Consider the following 15,225-nt stretch of genomic DNA (forward strand, 5'->3'; position numbering starts at 1 on the left):
TCATGAGCCTCGTCACCAGAACGGTGACGAGGAACCTTCTGCCTTCCTCGCACATCCTCCTGCGCCAGGTAGGCTCGCCGCACGCCAATAATCCGACCGCCGGCGTCATGCCGGATCTCGACGAGGTCGCGCTGGCGTGGATCCTGAAGCAGCCGGTTGAGGAGATTGCCACTCGGCGCTTCAGACCCTCGTCCGAGCCCGGCTTCGTCGAGACCTACGGCGTGATGGTGCGCACCGATGAAATCGTGTTCCGACGCCGCCGCTTCGGCCCCGCGGCTGTCGGTGCCTCGCCCCATGCCCGCATGCTGTGGTCCCTCAAGACGGTGCCATGCTGCATCGAGCAGTGGCAGTATCTCGTCGACCGCTGCATGTGCGGAACGGTCCAGCGATGGCAGAGCGCCGACCGTCTGGACCGCTGCGACGCCTGCAACCATCTGCTCGCAGCGACTCCGGCTGACACCGTCCCTCCTGCACTGCGGGATGACCTGAGGTTTCTGATCGGCCTTCTGGATCCCGATCGATCCACAAGGGAGCGGTCCCGTCGTCGGCTTCCTGCAGGCCTGTCGGACTGGAACGGCGGCATGGTGTTCGAGCTGGCTCTCGCCCTCATGCCGGTGACCCGGGAGGGCTTCCAGCCTCGACGCGGGCACGGACCTTCCGCCAAGGAGCTGCCCGGCTACACGGCGTCTCTCGCGGAGGCCGGCGAGATCGTACGACGCTGGCCGGAAGGCCTTCTGGACGTACTCGCCGACCGCATCGGCGAGCGCGCGGTATCCCGGCCTAACGTGCGGTACAAGGGGACGGGACACTATCTGGCCGGACTGACCAGCAGCATTCTCCCGCGCCAAGTCAACGATGCGATCGCGCTGGCGCTCGCGCCCATCAGCTCCGTTCCCGGCACGAATCCCCCGGACCAGATCAGTATGCGTGAAGCGACGTTCCTGACGGGTCAGGAGGAAAGCAAGCTGGCTGCGGCCCGCCGAGCCGGCCAGCTCAGGACCCGTATCGTGCTGCGCGCGAACAGGCTTCTGCCGACGCTCGACCGGCAGGAGATGGAATGGCTCGCCGACTTTCTCGAGCATAGGGTCAGCGCCGCGAAGGTATCGATCATGCTGCGCCTGCCGCAGTACGCCGTCACCCAGCTCGTCCATGAGAAGCTGCTCGGTCCCGTGGACCACCCGTACGTCGTCGCCCACTACGAGAGCCTTCAGATGCACGCAGCCGAGTTCGCCCGCTTCACGGCTCGGATCTTGGACACGGCCGTATCGCCTGACTCGTTGACGGACCCCGTACCGCTGCATCGCGTCGCACGCGGCATCGGCGGCGGGCTGAAGCCCTGGGGGCGGATCCTCTCAGGTCTCCTGAATGGCCGCATGTCATACGCGTGCACGGGCCCATCGATCGACAGGATCATGATCTCCCAGGCCGACGCGCTTACCCTGCGTCGCATCGACATCGGTCGTGAGCATCGGCTGCTCAAGGGGCTGGACCTGTCGCAGCGGGACGCGGCCGAGGTGCTGAACCTTCCGCTGAAGCATGCGCAGTGTCTTTCGGGATCTCCGAAGCCAGGTGGAACTCGCTTCATCTCCTGGCGACGGGTGCGTCGTCTGGCCCGCACCCGCGTCACGCTCGCGGAGCTCAGCGCCCTGACGGGGCTGCATTCCACTCCGCTGGAGGCCAGACTTGATCGGGAGGGGCACGTCAGACGCGACGTCTTCGGTTGGGCCCGCCGCAGCACACTCGAGAGCGTCGTCAGGTGGTAAGCGCTCGGTAGCTTCCGCCTTGATCGCACGCCGCCCTGCGGCATGATCCTGGGCCGCGCGCAGCGATGACCACGCTACGCTGGCCGTTGTCGGTGGCGCTCATGCTGACAGCGGGGCCGTCGAGATCATGTCGGCGAAAGCGGGCGATCTGATCGGCTTCGATGGCACGCTGAAGTCAGCAAGGAAGAAAATAGAGAATATGAATGGATGACCTCGCGGGCGATTCAGATCGACGATCACGCGGTGGGGCTCCCTCCAATCCTTGTAGGGAGCCAGCTCCCCGCCGGACGTTGGACAGGCCGACGTTAATGTATTTGTCTAGTACGCAGGGCTAGCGCGTCCAACCCTTCGGACGGGGTTCGCTAAAGTAGCCCACGCGAACCCCTAAAGGGTCAACGTCAAAAAAGCTGGTGCTGCCGGTGAGGATTGAACTCACGACCTCAGCCTTACCAAGGATGCGCTCTACCACTGAGCTACGGCAGCACTCGTCGACATCGCTGTCGGCGGAGTGGGGCTAAGAGACGAGGGCGGGACGATTGTCAAGGCGTCGCGCGACGATGTAGGGCGTTATTATGCAATCGAACGATGAAAAAGCGGCGGAAAAAGCGGCCCGCATGGCCGCCGCGCTGCGCGAGAATCTGCGCCGTCGCAAGGCGCAGGCGCGTGCCGCGGCGGCCGAGCCCGCCGCGGCTCCCCCTACGGATGAGCCGCCTGTGGACTGAGGCGGTCAGCCGATCGGCGCGCATTTTGCCTGGAGCCAGGCGAGGTCGTCGCCGGTCATTTCGGGCGAGAGCGTGTCCAGCACCTGCGCGTGATAGGCGTTCAGCCACGCGAGTTCGGGCTGGGTGAGCAGCGAGGGTTCGATCAGCGTGCGCTCGATCGGGCAGAAGGTCAGCGTCTCGAAGCCGAGCATCGCGCGGTCCGCGCCGGGAATCGTGCGCGGTTCGATCAGCAGCAGATTCTCGATCCGGATGCCGTATTCGCCCGCCTTGTAATAGCCGGGCTCGTTCGACAGCATCATGCCCGCACGCAGCGGCTCCATCGCCGCGCCGCCGGGGTAGTTGGGCGAGGCGATCCGCTGTGGTCCCTCGTGCACCGCCAGATAGGCGCCGATGCCGTGACCGGTGCCGTGCGCGAAATCGAGCCCCGCCTCCCAGAGCGGACGCCGTGCGAACGCGTCGATCTGGCCGCCAAGCGTGCCGTCGGGGAAGACCGCGGTCGCGATCGCGATATGGCCCTTGAGCACGCGGGTGAAGCGGTCGCGGATCTCCTTGCCCTGTTCGGGTGCCAGCGCGCCGATCGGCATGACGCGCGTCACGTCGGTGGTGCCGTCGGCATATTGCCCGCCCGAATCGACCAGATAGAGCTGGCCGGGCTCGAGGGGGACGTTCGACTCTTCGGTGCAGTGGTAGTGCGGGCTGGCGCCGTGCGCGCCGGTCGCGGAGATCGTGTCGAACGACGTGTCCTTCAGCAGCCCGGTCGCCTCGCGGAAGGCGAGCAGCTTCGCGGTGGCGGACAATTCGGTCTCGCTGCCGTCGGCGCAGTCGGTCTCGACCCAGCGCAGGAAGCGCGCGAGCGCGGCGCCGTCGCGGACCGAGGCGGCGCGGTGGCCGGCGATCTCGACCGGGTTCTTGAGCGCCTTGGCGAGCACGACGGGATCGCGCAGCGCGAGCACCTTGGCCCCGCCCGCGATCAGTGCGTCGGAAATCGCGGCGACGGCGCGTTCGGGGTCGGCGGCGACGCGCTTGCCCGCATAGTTGCGCAGCGCGGGCTGGAACGCGGTGCGGTCATGGACGCGGACCGCGTTGCCGAGATGCTGGCGGACGGTGTCGTCGAGCTTTTCGGGTGCGACGAACAGGTCGGTGGTGCCGTCGGCGCCGACGATCGCATAGCTGAGCGCGACGGGGGTGTGGCTGACGTCGTCGCCGCGGATGTTGAGCGTCCAGGCGATCGAATCGAGCGCGGAGAGCACGACCGCGTCGGCGCGCTGTTCGGCGAGCCAGTCGGCGATCCGCGCGCGTTTTTCGGCGGACGAGGCGCCGGCGAACGCGTCTGGCTGGATGGTGATCCTGGCGGGCGAGGGCGCGGGGCGGTCGGTCCAGATCGCGTCGATCGGGTTGGCGTCGACCGCGACGAGCTCAGCCCCGCGATCGGCGAGCACCGCGCTCGCTTCGGCGACCCAGGCGCTGGTGTGCAGCCACGCGTCATAGCCGATCCGCGCGCCCTCGGTGACGTGGGTGCCGAGCCAGGCGGCGACGCTGGTCTGCGGCACGGGGGCGTATTCCCAGTGATCGCCATCGACCTGTTCGCGGACCTGGAGCGTGTAGCGGCCATCGGTGAAGATCGCGGCGCGGTCGGCGAGCACCGCGGCGCTGCCCGCCGAGCCCTGGAACCCGGTCAGCCAGCCGAGCCGCTGCGCATAGCCGCCGACATATTCGCTCATATGCTCGTCGGTCAGCGGGACGACGAAGCCGTCGAGGCCGGCGGCGGCGAGATGGGCGCGCAGGGCGGTGAGTCGGGTCGGGCTGGATCGGGTCATCGGGGCTTTCGTCGATCTGAATGTTGTGAATGTTGAGACGCTGGCAGCAAAAAATGCGGCTTTGTCAGGTCCAGCGGGCCGGTCGGGTGCCGCGCGGGCGGGGCGTGTGCGGGCGATTGGGGCCGGGACAGGGCATGGCGCGTGTTGTGACAGAAACGCGGCGTGTAGGACAGCGGGGTTTGCTTGCGGGGAGGGGGCGTGGTGCGTTGGCTTCCGGTCGTCGGGGCGGTAACAGGGGGGATGACCATGAATTCCCCTGCCATCTCTTCGCCCGAGACCCCATCCATGCCGCCGCGTGCCGAGCAGCGGCCGCACAGCTTCACCGCGCATGGCGTGACGATCGAAGATCCCTATGCGTGGCTGAAGGATCCCAACTATCCCGAGGTCGATGACGCGGACGTGCTGGCGTATCTCGCCGCCGAGAACGCCTATTTCGAGGCGCAGATGGCGCCGCACAAGGCGCTGACCGACACTTTGTACGAAGAGATGAAGGCGCGGATCAAGGAGGACGAATCCTCGGTCCCGCAAAAGGACGGCGACTGGCTTTACTGGACCGCCTACGAGACCGGCGGCCAGTACAAGAAATGGTGGCGCAAGCCCGTTGCGGGCGGTCCCGACGAGCTGCTGCTCGACGAGCCCGCGCTGGCCGAGGGGCATGAATATTTCCGGCTCGGCGCGTTCTCGGTCAGCAATGACGGGCGCTATCTCGCCTATGCGATCGACGACAATGGCAGCGAGCGGTTCGAGGTCCGGGTCAAGGACCTGAACACCGGCGAGCATCTGCCCGACGTCATCCCGGGGATGCTGAGCGAGATCGTGTGGACTGCGGACGATGCGGGCTTCCTCTACGGCCTGGCGAACGAGCAGTGGCGGACTGACAATGCGCGGTTCCACCGGCTGGGGACGCCGATCGCGGACGACGTCGTGCTGTTCCACGAGGAGGACGAGGGCTTCCGCGTCGGCGTCGGCGAGACGAGTTCGCGCAAGTGGATCGTGATCGCGACGAGCGACCATGTGACGAGCGAGATCTACCTGCTGCCCGCGCACGAGCCGCTGGCGGTGCCGATCCTGGTGTCCGCGCGGAAAGTGGGCCGCGAATATGACGTCGACGAGCATGACGGCACGCTGTTCATCCACACCAACGACGTCGATCCGAACTTCCGCCTGTGTACCGCGCTGGTCGAGGAGCCGGGTGCCTGGACCGAGCTGATCCCCGCGAGCCCGACTTTCTACATGACCGGGGTGGAGTGCTATCAGGACTTTTTCGTGGTCGACGGGCGCGAGGACGGGCTCGATCAGATCGCGATCCACCGGTACGAGACGCCGACCGAGGGCAAGCGGATCGAGTTTCCCGAGGCGAGCTATGTCGCCGGGCTCGGCGATAATCCCGAATATGACATGACCGTGCTGCGGCTCGGCTATGAGTCGATGGTCACGCCGGGGACGGTGTACGACTATGACGTCGATACCGGTGAGCGGACGATGCTCAAGGTGCAGGAGATCCCGAGCGGTTACGACGCGGCGAAATACGCGACCGAGCGGCTGAAGATCACCGCACGCGACGGCACCGAGATCCCGGTGTCGATCGTCTATCCGGCGGGGTTCGTGCGCGACGGGTCGGCGCCTGTGTTCCTCTATGCCTATGGCGCTTACGGCTATGCGATCCCGCCGGGCTTCTCGACCGGGCGGATGAGTCTGCTCGACCGCGGCTTCGCCTATGCGATCGCGCATATCCGCGGCGGCGATGACCTTGGCCAGCAATGGTACCTCGACGGCAAGCTGGAGAAGCGCGAGAACACGTTCAACGATTTCGTCGATGTGGCCAAGGCGCTGGTCGACGCGAAGTGGACGTCTGCGGGGCGGATCGCGATCGCGGGGCGGTCTGCGGGCGGCGAGCTGATGGGGGCGGTGGTCAATTCCGACCCCGCGCTCTGGGGCCCGGTGATCGCCGACGTGCCGTTTGTCGACGTGCTCAACACGATGCTCGATGCCGAGCTGCCGCTGACGCCGGGGGAATGGCCCGAATGGGGCAATCCGATCGAGGATCCGGCGGCGTTCGCGCTGATCCGCTCCTATTCGCCGTACGACAACGTCAAGGCGCAGGCCTATCCGCCGATGTTCATCAGCGGCGGGCTGAACGATCCGCGCGTAACCTATTGGGAGCCGGCGAAATGGGCGGCCAAGCTGCGGCTGATGAAGACCGACGACAATGTCCTGCTGCTCAAGACGAACATGGGCGCGGGGCATGGCGGCAAGTCGGGCCGGTTCGAGTCGCTGCGCGAGGCGGCGGAGGAGCATGCGTTCGTGCTGTGGCAATTGGGCGTCGCGGGATGATTCTTGGTTCGCGCGAAGGCGCGAAGGCGCGAAGATTTAGAGTTTTCGCGCGGAGACGCGGAGGACGCAGAGAGAAGATGCACACCATTCTCAGCGTCCTCTGCGCCTCTGCGCGAACCACCCTTCTTTGCGCCTTCGCGCCTTCATGTGACCAAGGACTGCTTGCCGCGTGACGATCGAGGCGTTGGTGGCGCGGTACGGCGTCGTTGCGATTTTTCTGGGGGCGGGGGTCGAGGGGGAGGCGGCGGTGGTGACGGGCGGGGTGCTGGCACATCAGGGGCTGGTGTCGCTGGCGGGCGCGATGGCGGCGGCGGTAATCGGGTCGTTCGTCGCGGACCAGCTGTTCTTTGCGGGCGGGCGGTATTTCCGCGAATCGCGCCCCGTTGCGGCGATCCGGCGGCGGTCGGCCTATGCCCGCGCGATCGACCTGCTCGAACGCTATCCGCGGCGGTTCATCTTCGCCTATCGCTTCGTCTACGGGATCCGCACGGTCAGCCCGATCGCGATCGGGACGAGCCGGATTTCGCAGCGCCTGTTCCTGGCGGTGAACCTCGCCGCGGCGATCGTGTGGGGCTGTGTGTTCAGCGCGATCGGCTATGCGTTCGGCAACGTCATCGAGGAGATGCTGGGGCGGATCGGCACCGGGCGGCTGATCCTGCTCGGCGCGGCGGCACTGCTGCTGGTCGGCGGCGGCTGGTTCGCGTGGCGAAAATGGCGGGAGCGCAGCCTATGACCTTCACAATGACGATCACCGCGGCCGAGGCGGATATCGACGAGCTGGGGCACGTCAACAATGCGGTCTGGGTCCAGTGGATTCAGCGGATCGCGACCGCGCATTGGGAGGCGGTCGCGCCCGCCGAGCACAAGGCCGCCTATGTCTGGGTCGTGACGCGGCACGAGATCGACTATCGCGGCAGCGTGGTCGCGGGCGAGACGGTGACCGGCGAGACCTGGGTCGAGGGCGGGCCGAAGGGTGCGCGGTTCGACCGGCATGTGCGGTTCGTCGGCGACGACGGGCGCGTGAAGCTGGAGGCGGTGACGACCTGGGCGCTGCTCGACCGGGCGAGCGGGCGGTTGCTGCGGGTGCGGCCGGAGATTGCGGCGCCGTTTTTTGGTGCGGCGGGCTGAGGGGTTTGGGTGAGGGTTTTAGCCTCACTTGCCCTCACCCTTCCCGCGGCAAGGGCCGCGGGCCCCTTCCCTCTCCCCTGAGGGGAGAGGGAGTTAGCCTGAGTTTCTCAGGCCGGTGGCGATGGCGTTGATCGAGAGGAGGATGCCTTCACCGATGCGCGCATCCTCTTCGCCGGCGCGGCGGCGTTTGATGAGTTCGATCTGGAGCAGGTTGAGCGGCTCGATATAGGGCAGGCGGAGGCGGATCGACGCCTCGAGCGCGGGGTGCTTTTCGAGCAGGCGCGACTGGCCGGTCGCGTCGAGCAGCCCGTCATGCGTCTGCTGCCAGCCGTCGCGGATCCGGCCGAAGACGGTGTCGCGCAGCGCCGGATCCTCGACCAGCCCGGCATAGCGTGCGGCGATCGCCATGTCGGACTTGGCCAGCACCATCTCCAGATTGGCGAGCGCGGAGGCGAACAGTGGCCAGCCCTGCGCCATGTCGCGCAGCAGCGCCTTGTCCTCGAACCCGGCGAGCGCCTGGCCGACGCCGTACCAGCCGGGGAGCATGACGCGCGCCTGCGCCCAGCTGAACACCCAGGGGATGGCGCGCAGATCCTCGATCCGGTCGGACTTGGTGCGGCTGGCGGGACGGCTGCCGATCTTGAGACCGGCGATCTCGGCGATCGGCGTCATCTGGCGGAAGAAGGTGCGAAAGCCGCGCTCGTCGCCACCGACCGTGCCGTAGACGAGGTCGCGATAGCTGTGGAACGCGGTGTCGCTGAGCCAGTCCATCGCGGCGCAGAAGCGCGTGGTGTCGGCGTTCGACAGGCGTTCGGGTTCGAGGCTGGCGAGCAACGTGGCCGAGGCGATCGCCTCCAGATTGGTCATCGCGGCGTCGCGCGTGCCGTATTTGGCGGCGATCACCTCGCCCTGTTCGGTGATGCGGATGCGGCCCTGCACGGTGCCGCCGGGCTGTGCGCGGATCGCCGCGAAGGCCGAGCCGCCGCCGCGCCCGACCGCGCCGCCGCGGCCGTGGAACAGCTGCATGCCGACGCCCGCCTGCTCGAACACCGGCCTGAGCGCGGTCGACGCCTTGGACAATTGCCAGGTGGAGGTGAGGTAGCCGCCATCCTTGTTGCTGTCCGAATAGCCGATCATCACCTCCTGATGACCGCGCGCCTTGGCGATCGTCGCGATCTCGGGCAGCGCGAACCAGGCGGTCATGACCGCGGGCGCGGCCTCGAGATCGCCGATCGTCTCGAACAGCGGCACCGCCATGATCGCGGCGGTCGGCGTGTCGCCGGGGCGGTAGAGCCCGACCTCCTTCAGCAGCAGGTTCACCTCGAGCAGGTCGCTGACCGACTGCGCCATCGAGACGATGTAATTGGTGATGCAGGCGGGGCCATAGGCGGCATGCGCGTCGGCGGCAGCCTGGAGGATCGCGAGTTCGCCCGCGGTCTCGTCGCTGTACGCGGCAAAGCGGGTGGTGAGCGGGCGCGCATTGGCGAGTTCGCGGCGGAGCAGCGCGACGCGCGCCGCCTCGTCGAGCGCGAGATAGTCCGCCTCGACGCCCGACACCTTGAGCAGTTCGGCGACGACGCGTTCATGGACCGCGCTGTTCTGGCGCAGGTCGAGCGTGGCGAGGTGGAAGCCGAACGTCTCGACCGCGCGGATCAGCCGGCCGAGCGCGCCGCCGGTCTTGAGCGCGGTGCCGAGCCCGTGCGCGAGCGTGACGAGATCGGCGCGCAGATCGGCCGGGCTGGCATAGGGCGCGCCGGTGAGGCGGCCGGGACGCGGCGCGGCCTTGCCGGTCAGTTTCTGGTGCGTCGCGGCGAGGCGCGCATAGATCCCCGACAAGGCGCGGCGATAGGGTTCGTCGGCGCGGCTGGTGGCGTCGTCGCCGCTTGCCGCAGCCAGCGCCTCGACCGCGGGGTCGGCGACGGCGTGCTCGGTCGAGATCGACAGCTCGGCACCGAGCGCGTGGACCGCCTGGCAATAATAGCCGAGCACCGCCTCGCTCGCGCGGGCGAGCGCGGTCTTGAGCGAATCGGCGGTGACATAGGGGTTGCCGTCGCGGTCGCCACCAATCCAGCTGCCGGGCTTGAGGAAGCTCGGCGTACGTTCGCCAAGCGCGCGGTCCCAGCGCTGATAGAGCGCGGGCAAGGCGGGGAGGAAGACGTCGCGCAGATAGCTGAGCGCGGTATCGACCTCGTCGGTGACGTAGAGCCGGTCGCGGCGCAGCACGCGCGTCTGCCACAGCAATGCGATCTGGCGCAGGATCGCGTCGTCGACCCGGTCGCCATCGGGGGTGGTGTCGCGACCCGCATCGCGCAGCGCGAGCAGCTCGGCGATGCGGTTGCGGTGGTCGATCATGCTCTTGCGCCGCACCTCGGTCGGGTGCGCGGTGAGCACGGGGACGATCAGCGCATGGTCGAGCAGCGCGCGGACCTGCGTCCGGTCGATCCCCTCGGCTTCGAGCTGCGCGATCGCGGAGGCGAGGTCGGCGCCGTGTTCGGCCGCGATCCCCTGCCGGTCCTCGGCCAGATTGGCGAGCATCGAGAACAGCATGAAGCCGCGAACGAAATCGAGCGTCTCGTCGAGGCTGAGCTTTTCGAGGCTGAGATCGACCGCGGCGTGATCGTCGGTCCGGCCCTCGGCGAGGCCGCGGTGACGCTCGACCGAGGCCTTGCGGATCGTCTCGGTCGCCTCGAACAGACGCGGTCCGCCATAGCTGCGGATGACGTCGCCGAGCAGCGTGCCGAGGAAACGGATGTCGGAATTGTTCGCGATTGCGGGAAGACTGGCCATGCGCCTTGCTGCGCTGCGACAGGGATCAGGTCAACCGCCGAACCCGCAATCGGCGATGAAATCCGCGTCTGAAGGCGTGGGGTCAGGACATAAAGTTACAGGCGATCACCGCCCCTCGCGCTTGCGGGCTTCGGCGCGCTCTTCGGAGGTGACGGTGCCGTCGTGGTTCAGATCCATCCGGTCGAACCATCGCAGCGTGCCTTCGCTCCACTCGACCTCGGTGATCACGCCGTCCTTGTTGCGGTCGAACGCCTTGATCCGTGCATTGGGGGAGGGCAGCTCGTCCTTGGTGATGCGATCATCGGCGTTGCGGTCGAGCGTGCGGAAGCGCCGTTCCATGCTGGCGCCGAAATCGAGCCGCGAGGTGACCGAGGGGGGCACGAAGCCGACCGCGCCGGCATCCGCCTCTGCGCGCTGCGCGTCCTTGTCGCCGCACCCCGCGACGATCAGTCCCGCCGCGATCACACCCATCATCACCCGCATCGACCCGTCTCCCGCACAATGCTGCGCGGCCGGACGGTCACGCTTCGAGTTCAATGTCCCAGTAGAGCCAATCATGCCAGGTTTCGTGCAAATAATTCGGCGGGAAGCTGCGGCCATGTTCGTGCAGATGCCAGTTGGTCGGGCGGATCGGCTCGAGATGCAGCGGCATCGCGGCCTGACGCGGGGTGCGCCCGCCCTTTTTGAGGTTGCACGGCGCACAGGCGGTGACGACATTTTCCCAGGTGGTCCGCCCGCCTTGCGCGCGGGGAATGACATGGTCGAAGGTGAGATCGCGCAGCTTGCCGCAATATTGGCAGGTGAACTTGTCGCGCAGGAACAGGTTGAAACGGGTGAAGGCGGGAAATTGCGACGGTTTGACGAATTGCTTGAGCGCGATCACCGACGGGAGCTTGAGCGCGAAACTGGCGCTGCGCACCTCGCGTTCGTAATTGGCGACGATATCGACGCGATCGAGGAAGACGGCCTTCACGGCGGTCTGCCAGGGCCAGACGCTGAGCGGATAATAGGAGAGCGGCGTATAATCGGCGTTGAGCACGAGCGCCGGACATCCATCCGGGTGGCGTATCAGGTCGGGGTGAAACACGGCTCCTCCCACAAAAGTCCCGGACGCGCTTTCGCGCACCGGCATGACAGGGTCATGACAGCACGGCGCGGGACATGGGGTCAAGTCCAGTGAACAGCGCGGAATTCGTCACGACGCGGTTCGCGCCCAGTCCGACGGGGCGGCTGCACCTTGGCCATGCGCTGTCGGCGATCCGCGCGCATGATTTCGCGCGGGCGCGGGGCGGGCGGTTCCTGCTGCGGATCGAGGATATCGACATGGGCCGCAGCCGGCCCGAGCATGTTGCGGGAATCGTGGAGGATCTTCGCTGGCTGGGGCTGGACTGGGACGATCTGTCCTACCAGTCGGCGCGGCTCGCATCCTATCAGGCGGCGCTCGATGGCTTGAACGCGCGCGGGCTGCTCTATCCGTGTTTCTGCACGCGGGCGGAGATCGCGGCGAGCCTGTCGGCGCCGCATGAGGGCGAGGGCGCGGTCTATCCGGGGACGTGCCGGCGGCTGGCGCCCGCGGAGGTCGCGGCGCGGATGGGGGAGGCGCATTGCTGGCGGCTCGGCATGGTAGCGGCGCTCAGCGTGACGGGACCGCTCGACTGGGCGGATGCGCGCGCGGGGACGGTGCGTGCCGATCCGGCGGCGCAGGGCGATGTGGTGCTCGCGCGCAAGGATGCGCCCGCCAGCTATCATCTCGCGGTGACGCTCGACGATGCGGCGCAGGGCGTCACCGACGTGGTGCGCGGCGACGACCTGTTCGCGGCGACCGACGTGCACCGGCTGTTGCAGGCGCTGCTGGGGCTGCCGACGCCGCGCTATCATCATCATCCGCTGATGCTGGGGGCGGATGGTGCGCGGCTGGCCAAGCGCACCGGCGCGCCCTCGCTCGCGGCCATGCGCGAACGGGGGGAGGACGGGCTTAAGGTCGCGGCGGGGGTGCGGGCGATGCTGGCGGAGGATGCTCACCACGTGCCGTCATCCTGACGAACGTCAGGACCCAGGGTTCCGACGTGCGGCGTGTTTGGCTCTGGGCCCTGACTTTCGTCAGGGTGACGGGGTGGGTGGGGTGACCCGGCCCCGTCGCGCCGTACGGATCAATAGAGGCCGGGGACTTCGCGTTGCGGGGTGGTGGGGTGGTCGGGGATGAGCAGCGCGCGCGTGGGGAGGTCGGTCGTCGGCGTGGGCGTGCTGGTGCGGGCCGACGCGGTCGCCGCGGTCGCAGTGACGGGCAGGCAGCTGCGGCCGGCGAGGAAGTCGATCGCCTGCCGCGTCGAGGCTTCGCGCGGGTCGCCGAGCGGATAGCGGATGTCATCCTCGGCCCGGCAGCTCGCCTCGACCGTGCCGGCGAGCCCGTCATAATAGGCGCCTTGGCGTGCGGCGTTCTGCGTCGACAGCGCGACCACGCGCAGACGGTCGTCGCAGGCGGCGCGGTCGAGCCCGATCTGGCCGACGGGCTTGCCATAGGTGTTGGTGCCGATCAGCCCGGCAGCGCTGTGCAGATAGGGGATCATCGCGTTGATCACGAGTTCGCTCGCCGAGGCGGTCCCGCCCGTGCCGATGAACGCGACGCGCGTCGGCGCGATGGATTCGGGCTGCGGCGCGAAGAAGCGCGTCGTGTTGTTGGCGGATTTTTCGGTGCGGAAGGTGGTGTAGCTCGACACTTCGGAGGTCGCGCGGTTGCGACCGAGCAGGTCGGTCATCAGCTCTGCGATCGAGATCAGCCCGCCGCCATTATAGCGCAGGTCGATGACGATATCGGTAACGTTCTGCGCGCGGAAGCTGGCAAAGGCGGCGCGCAGCGCGGGGTCGGCGGTCGAGATGAACGTCCGGAGGTTGATATAGCCATAGTTGCGCCCGCCATCGCTGATGACCTTCGCGCCGTAGCGGCTCGAGACCGGGAGCAGCGCGAAATCGGTCTTGGTCAGCGTGATGTCGCGCGTGCCCTGCGCGTCGCGGATCTGCAGCACGCGGCTGGTGCCGACCGTGTCCGGGCCGAGCGCGGTCGAGACGCCCGCGCTGCCCTCTGCGGCGAAGATCGCGCTGACGGTCCGCAGCGTGTTGGCGTTGGTCCCGATCGCGACGATTTCGGCACCGCGATCGACCTGCGCCGCCAGCGCCGCGCCGCCTTCGAAGGATTCGATGACATAAGCGCGCCGCCCGCTGCCATCGATGCCGAGACGGAAGCCGAAACCGGCATTGGACCCCGCCTCATAATAGGCGTCCTCCTCCTTGATCGACGTCAGGTAAGTGAAATAGCGGTCGCGGCGCTGGCCGCGCGCGGTCGCGGTGAGCGCGTCGATATAGCTGTCAACGGTCGTATAGGGTGTCGGGTCGAGGCTGGCGGGCAGCGTCTCGGGGAAGAGATACCATTCGCGCAGCTGCGCCGCGGCCCAGTCCTGCCGCTCACGCAGGCTGCACCCCGCGACGGTCGTCGGGGTGGTCGTGCCGGTGGTCGGGGTGGACACCCCGGGCGTACCGCCGGTTGATCCCGACACCGCGCCGGAGTCTCCGCCGCACGCACTCAACATAGCCAGCATCGCCAGGCTGGCGCCGATCCGTCCGTTACGCATACTCATTCCCCCATTTGTCACGATGCTAGCCGGGAAGATCGGGGCTGTCAGCGTAGAATTCCGCCCGTTTCGAGGCTTGTCCGGCGACCGGCGGAACGGCCATTGCGGGGCGGGGCGCGCATGCCTAGATTGTCGTCATGAACACCTTCCTCGTCATCCTCCTGATCGCGGCGATGATCGCGACGCTCGTTGCTCTGGTGCGCGGGGTGGTGACGTTCCTGCAGGACCAGTCGGCGCAGGTGAAGGACGGGGGGCCGAGCGCCGCATCGTTGAAATCGAACCGGATGATGCAGCAGCGCATCTTCTTTCAGGCGATCGCGATCCTGATCGTCGTTCTGATCCTGTTCGCCGCGGGCCGGACCTGAGCCCGAAGGGCGTAACGTCATGGTGAAGCTGAACAAGATCTACACGCGGACCGGCGACGCGGGGACCACGGGGCTGGTCGACGGGTCGCGCGTGTCCAAGGCGTGCCCGCGGATGCAGGCGATCGGCGATGTCGACGAGGCGAACAGCGCGATCGGCGTCGCCGCGGTGGCGCTGGGCGATCATCCGCTCGGCCGAGCGCTCGAGCGGATCCAGAACGACCTGTTCGATCTCGGCGCGGACATCGCGACGCCGGGCGAGGATTTCGCGCCGTCGGAAATGACGCTGCGGATCATCGGTTCGCAAGTCGAGCGGCTCGAAGGCGAGATCGACGCGATGACCGCACAGATGGCGCCGCTGACCAGCTTCATCCTGCCGGGCGGATCGCCGGGCGCCGCAGCGCTGCATCTCGCGCGCGCGATCACGCGCCGCGCCGAGCGCGCGGTGGTCGCGGTCGACGACCCGATCAATCCATTGGCATTAGCGTATGTTAACCGCCTGTCGGATTTCCTGTTCGTCGCCGCGCGTGCGGTGAACCAAAACGGGGCGAGCGACGTTCTTTGGCGACCGGGGGCAACGCGCGGATAGCGCTCCGTATCGCTGCATCCTTTTATAAGGGGCCGTGCCGCGTGCATCGCCCGCACGAGGACAGTCGATGCCGAACCCCGTCCCCACCCATAATCCC

The 15,225-nt window shown here is 67.7% G+C and carries 14 protein-coding genes and 1 tRNA gene; 8 read left to right on the forward strand and 7 right to left on the reverse strand.

Annotated features, from left to right (window positions below):
- The first annotated feature begins 2 nt into the window (after positions 1-2).
- Positions 3-1,763 (forward strand): hypothetical protein, encoded by a 1,761-nt coding sequence (locus tag IFT71_RS12485; protein WP_192141145.1) that lies wholly within the window; start codon positions 3-5, stop codon positions 1,761-1,763.
- A 99-nt stretch (positions 1,764-1,862) separates the two neighbouring features.
- Here the strand turns inward: IFT71_RS12485 and IFT71_RS21215 are convergent, their stop codons facing one another.
- Positions 1,863-2,003 carry a hypothetical protein gene (locus IFT71_RS21215; RefSeq protein WP_206757450.1) on the reverse strand — a complete coding sequence of 47 codons (141 nt, stop codon included), beginning with the start codon at positions 2,001-2,003 and terminating at the stop codon, positions 1,863-1,865.
- Positions 2,004-2,171: 168 nt separating this feature from the next.
- Positions 2,172-2,246 (reverse strand) — tRNA-Thr (locus IFT71_RS12490).
- An 89-nt stretch (positions 2,247-2,335) separates the two neighbouring features.
- On the opposite strand from IFT71_RS12490, the gene IFT71_RS12495 reads away from it, so the two are divergent.
- Positions 2,336-2,485 (forward strand): hypothetical protein, encoded by a 150-nt coding sequence (locus tag IFT71_RS12495; RefSeq protein ID WP_168427513.1) that lies wholly within the window; start codon positions 2,336-2,338, stop codon positions 2,483-2,485.
- A gap of 5 nt (positions 2,486-2,490) precedes the next feature.
- Here IFT71_RS12495 and IFT71_RS12500 read toward each other — a convergent pair whose 3' ends face one another.
- Positions 2,491-4,302 carry an aminopeptidase P family protein gene (locus tag IFT71_RS12500; RefSeq protein WP_192141147.1) on the reverse strand — a complete coding sequence of 604 codons (1,812 nt, stop codon included), beginning with the start codon at positions 4,300-4,302 and terminating at the stop codon, positions 2,491-2,493.
- Positions 4,303-4,587: 285 nt separating this feature from the next.
- Here IFT71_RS12500 and IFT71_RS12505 point away from each other — a divergent pair, with 285 nt between their 5' ends.
- The 3 genes from IFT71_RS12505 (at position 4,588) to IFT71_RS12515 (ending at position 7,764) form a co-directional block, all read left to right on the forward strand.
- Positions 4,588-6,636, forward strand: a complete 2,049-nt coding sequence (locus IFT71_RS12505; RefSeq protein WP_244654883.1) for a S9 family peptidase — start codon at positions 4,588-4,590, stop codon at positions 6,634-6,636.
- Positions 6,637-6,805: 169 nt separating this feature from the next.
- The gene (locus IFT71_RS12510; protein WP_192141151.1) at positions 6,806-7,369 is read left to right on the forward strand and encodes a VTT domain-containing protein; all 564 of its coding nucleotides are present in this window, start codon (positions 6,806-6,808) and stop codon (positions 7,367-7,369) included.
- Complete coding sequence (locus IFT71_RS12515) at positions 7,366-7,764, forward strand: acyl-CoA thioesterase (RefSeq protein WP_192141153.1); 399 nt, start codon at positions 7,366-7,368, stop codon at positions 7,762-7,764. The genes IFT71_RS12510 and IFT71_RS12515 overlap by 4 nt, the downstream gene beginning before the upstream one ends.
- Before the next feature lie 93 nt (positions 7,765-7,857).
- Here the strand turns inward: IFT71_RS12515 and ppc are convergent, their stop codons facing one another.
- The 3 genes from ppc to IFT71_RS12530 all read right to left on the reverse strand — a co-directional run bounded on the left by ppc (position 7,858) and on the right by IFT71_RS12530 (position 11,638).
- Positions 7,858-10,551, reverse strand: coding sequence for a phosphoenolpyruvate carboxylase (gene ppc / locus IFT71_RS12520; protein ID WP_192141155.1), 2,694 nt, complete (start codon positions 10,549-10,551; stop codon positions 7,858-7,860).
- Between the two features lie 105 nt (positions 10,552-10,656).
- On the reverse strand, positions 10,657-11,034 hold the full coding sequence (locus IFT71_RS12525; protein ID WP_056409745.1) for an EF-hand domain-containing protein: 378 nt from the start codon (positions 11,032-11,034) through the stop codon (positions 10,657-10,659).
- A gap of 37 nt (positions 11,035-11,071) precedes the next feature.
- Positions 11,072-11,638, reverse strand: coding sequence for an HNH endonuclease (locus IFT71_RS12530; protein WP_031440448.1), 567 nt, complete (start codon positions 11,636-11,638; stop codon positions 11,072-11,074).
- 74 nt (positions 11,639-11,712) lie between these two features.
- Here IFT71_RS12530 and gluQRS point away from each other — a divergent pair, with 74 nt between their 5' ends.
- Positions 11,713-12,591 carry a tRNA glutamyl-Q(34) synthetase GluQRS gene (gluQRS, locus tag IFT71_RS12535; protein WP_192141157.1) on the forward strand — a complete coding sequence of 293 codons (879 nt, stop codon included), beginning with the start codon at positions 11,713-11,715 and terminating at the stop codon, positions 12,589-12,591.
- A gap of 110 nt (positions 12,592-12,701) precedes the next feature.
- Here the strand turns inward: gluQRS and IFT71_RS12540 are convergent, their stop codons facing one another.
- Positions 12,702-14,177: a S41 family peptidase gene (locus IFT71_RS12540; RefSeq protein ID WP_244654884.1), complete on the reverse strand. Its 1,476-nt coding sequence runs from the start codon at positions 14,175-14,177 to the stop codon at positions 12,702-12,704.
- Between the two features lie 137 nt (positions 14,178-14,314).
- On the opposite strand from IFT71_RS12540, the gene IFT71_RS12545 reads away from it, so the two are divergent.
- Positions 14,315-14,542, forward strand: coding sequence for a twin transmembrane helix small protein (locus IFT71_RS12545; protein ID WP_031395690.1), 228 nt, complete (start codon positions 14,315-14,317; stop codon positions 14,540-14,542).
- Positions 14,543-14,561: 19 nt separating this feature from the next.
- Positions 14,562-15,128 carry a cob(I)yrinic acid a,c-diamide adenosyltransferase gene (locus IFT71_RS12550; protein WP_031395689.1) on the forward strand — a complete coding sequence of 189 codons (567 nt, stop codon included), beginning with the start codon at positions 14,562-14,564 and terminating at the stop codon, positions 15,126-15,128.
- Positions 15,129-15,225: the final 97 nt, after the last annotated feature.

Origin of the sequence: Sphingomonas sp. CFBP 13733, assembly GCF_014841795.1 — a bacterium.
GTDB lineage: Bacteria > Pseudomonadota > Alphaproteobacteria > Sphingomonadales > Sphingomonadaceae > Sphingomonas > Sphingomonas aerolata.

What these genes read in the sequence shown, in the direction of transcription:
- IFT71_RS12540 (WP_244654884.1), bottom strand. Translation starts at nt 14,177, where the DNA reads ATGCGTAACGGACGGATCGGCGCCAGCCTGGCGATGCTGGCTATGTTG.
- gluQRS (WP_192141157.1), top strand. Translation starts at nt 11,713, where the DNA reads ATGGGGTCAAGTCCAGTGAACAGCGCGGAATTCGTCACGACGCGGTTC.
- IFT71_RS12550 (WP_031395689.1), top strand. Translation starts at nt 14,562, where the DNA reads ATGGTGAAGCTGAACAAGATCTACACGCGGACCGGCGACGCGGGGACC.
- IFT71_RS12545 (WP_031395690.1), top strand. Translation starts at nt 14,315, where the DNA reads ATGAACACCTTCCTCGTCATCCTCCTGATCGCGGCGATGATCGCGACG.
- IFT71_RS12525 (WP_056409745.1), bottom strand. Translation starts at nt 11,034, where the DNA reads ATGCGGGTGATGATGGGTGTGATCGCGGCGGGACTGATCGTCGCGGGG.
- IFT71_RS12485 (WP_192141145.1), top strand. Translation starts at nt 3, where the DNA reads ATGAGCCTCGTCACCAGAACGGTGACGAGGAACCTTCTGCCTTCCTCG.
- IFT71_RS12500 (WP_192141147.1), bottom strand. Translation starts at nt 4,302, where the DNA reads ATGACCCGATCCAGCCCGACCCGACTCACCGCCCTGCGCGCCCATCTC.
- IFT71_RS12505 (WP_244654883.1), top strand. Translation starts at nt 4,588, where the DNA reads ATGCCGCCGCGTGCCGAGCAGCGGCCGCACAGCTTCACCGCGCATGGC.
- IFT71_RS12515 (WP_192141153.1), top strand. Translation starts at nt 7,366, where the DNA reads ATGACCTTCACAATGACGATCACCGCGGCCGAGGCGGATATCGACGAG.
- ppc (WP_192141155.1), bottom strand. Translation starts at nt 10,551, where the DNA reads ATGGCCAGTCTTCCCGCAATCGCGAACAATTCCGACATCCGTTTCCTC.
- IFT71_RS12495 (WP_168427513.1), top strand. Translation starts at nt 2,336, where the DNA reads ATGCAATCGAACGATGAAAAAGCGGCGGAAAAAGCGGCCCGCATGGCC.